The sequence below is a fragment of the bacterium genome (assembly GCA_037131655.1).
Classification (GTDB): Bacteria; Armatimonadota; Fimbriimonadia; order Fimbriimonadales; family JBAXQP01; genus JBAXQP01.
The window spans coordinates 1-1,799 of sequence record JBAXQP010000438.1 but is presented as its reverse complement, the minus strand read 5'-3'; the positions used below and the strand labels follow the sequence as shown (position 1 = coordinate 1,799).

The following is a 1,799-nucleotide window of genomic DNA, read 5'->3' as shown; positions in this document are numbered from 1 at the left end:
TTCCAGATATGCGGTGAATTCCTCAATGTCATCGAAGACCATCTTGTAACAACCCCCGCCGCCACAGTACACGCGATGTTCTACGATAATTGAACCACCATGCATGTTGAGAAGGTGCTCAATTTCTTCAAGCTTTTGGTCCGACATGATGTTTGGTCCATCTGCTGTCCATTGGTGTTTCTCGTTGATTGGGTATGATTCCATCTGGCTATCGTTCATATGCGAGTTTCTTGCTCTTCATTCGTGGGCTAACGCTCATATCCACCGATGACCGGCGGCAGAGCTGTGGTTGGATTGGCGGTGTGGGGATTGGCGGTCATTCGGTGCGATGTATTGTTAGCCGATATATTTCAGTGATACTATGGCTTCGATGAGTGCGGCGCTTTCATGCGTTGCCGGGGCTCCAAAGGTTCAGCTAGCACTGCAACGGCATGACCCGTGAAATGCTGGGTGGTATAGTGTCGCGTTCGGTAATATGGATTTCCTTTTTTCCCATACCCCGCAATATATCTTTCGTCATGGTGGGCAATGCGCTTGTCCCAGAAAAACTTAATAAATGCATTTCCTCCAACTTGCGCGGCATGCCACATTAGGTAATGTTCGACTTCTGCTGGATCGCCGCATTCCGTATCGGATCTGACAACACCGATCTGCTTGATGATTCGGAATCCGCGCAGCGTCTCCTCTCTTGTTCCTCCCGCCCAATTCGCGATTTGTTCTTGAACTTCCTCGTGCTCGACCTCAATTAAAAGATATCCCTCTGGCGATAGCGGACCCCGCAAATTCGAGTCTGGATGGTATGGTGAAAGATTGTTGCGCATCTCGGATTTCAAGTATGCGTCTATCCGGTTATCTTTGCCGAAGAATACTAGACCTGTCTTGCCGCATTTGGCACGTTCTTGCTTCATGAAGCACTGGTCACAGACCCATTTCGCATCCAATACCTGCTGATCGGAAATATCATAGAGATCTAGATTTTTTAGGAGGTCGTGGCGGCGATTGTTGGCCGTGGTTGCCAAGCACAGCGAGCAGTGGTTGTGGCGAAGTGCGTGCCTATTGCACGTCGCACACCAAGGCCGTGCCCAGTCGTGAACAGCTATCACTGCCGATTTTATGTGTCTTAGCATCGCTGGAATAGTCTGTTAGGAGCGTCTGCAATTCTTGCTGCGCACACGCGTCAGTAATGATCGCAGGTAACGAACTTCGTGTTCCAATTGTTTGCGAGACAGAAGTCGTGATGGTTCTGAAAACGCATTCTTATGCGCTGACTGTGCTTCATCGGACACTCGCTTGGCAAGTTCCATAAGTCTTTCGACGTACTCTGGGTCAATCTTAAAGATCACGTCATCGCTACAGAGCAAGTCTGAAGATACAATCGAATAGAGGTCGAGGTCGTACCTGAGACTGACGCCTTTGTTGTTTAGCTCGTTGAGCAACTCTATTTCCTCTGATTGTAGTGATTTAGGCTTTCCTGCCTTGAGAAGCCGTTTGAGGTCATGGCCATACTTGAAGATCGCGCTAAGCACCGTTTCAACATCCTGGGAGGGGGCATTTGTGCACATCATTGACTTCAGCGCGCACTCGATCGCCATGAAAAGGTCAACTACAATTTTAGCCTGAAAGCCTGTTCTCATTCTGACCCTTCCATGCTTATAGGCTGCGCGTGCTTTCTCAACGAGGTGACCTGAATCGGTTCGGAAGGCATGCGAGACGTGTTGTAATTCTAGGTTCATAATGTTGGTTGTATTCCTTAGGGGCGCCCTTATGAGACATCAATTCTTCGGCTAACGCTAACTGTG

Annotated in this window: 3 protein-coding genes; all 3 read right to left on the bottom strand. The window is 48.9% G+C overall.

Features of this window, described 5'->3' with window-relative positions:
• Nucleotides 1-219: hypothetical protein (locus tag WCO51_13390; GenBank protein ID MEI6514246.1), on the bottom strand; the 219-nt coding region annotated here is incomplete at its 3' end.
• 140 nt (nt 220-359) lie between these two features.
• On the bottom strand, nt 360-1,127 hold the full coding sequence (locus WCO51_13385; GenBank protein ID MEI6514245.1) for a hypothetical protein: 768 nt from the start codon (nt 1,125-1,127) through the stop codon (nt 360-362).
• A 15-nt stretch (nt 1,128-1,142) separates the two neighbouring features.
• Nucleotides 1,143-1,733 carry a HEPN domain-containing protein gene (locus tag WCO51_13380; GenBank protein ID MEI6514244.1) on the bottom strand — a complete coding sequence of 197 codons (591 nt, stop codon included), beginning with the start codon at nt 1,731-1,733 and terminating at the stop codon, nt 1,143-1,145.
• Nucleotides 1,734-1,799 lie beyond the last annotated feature (66 nt).

Coding starts and splice junctions, on each gene's coding strand:
- WCO51_13385 (MEI6514245.1), bottom strand. CDS start 1,127: ATGCTAAGACACATAAAATCGGCAGTGATAGCTGTTCACGACTGGGCA.
- WCO51_13380 (MEI6514244.1), bottom strand. CDS start 1,733: ATGAACCTAGAATTACAACACGTCTCGCATGCCTTCCGAACCGATTCA.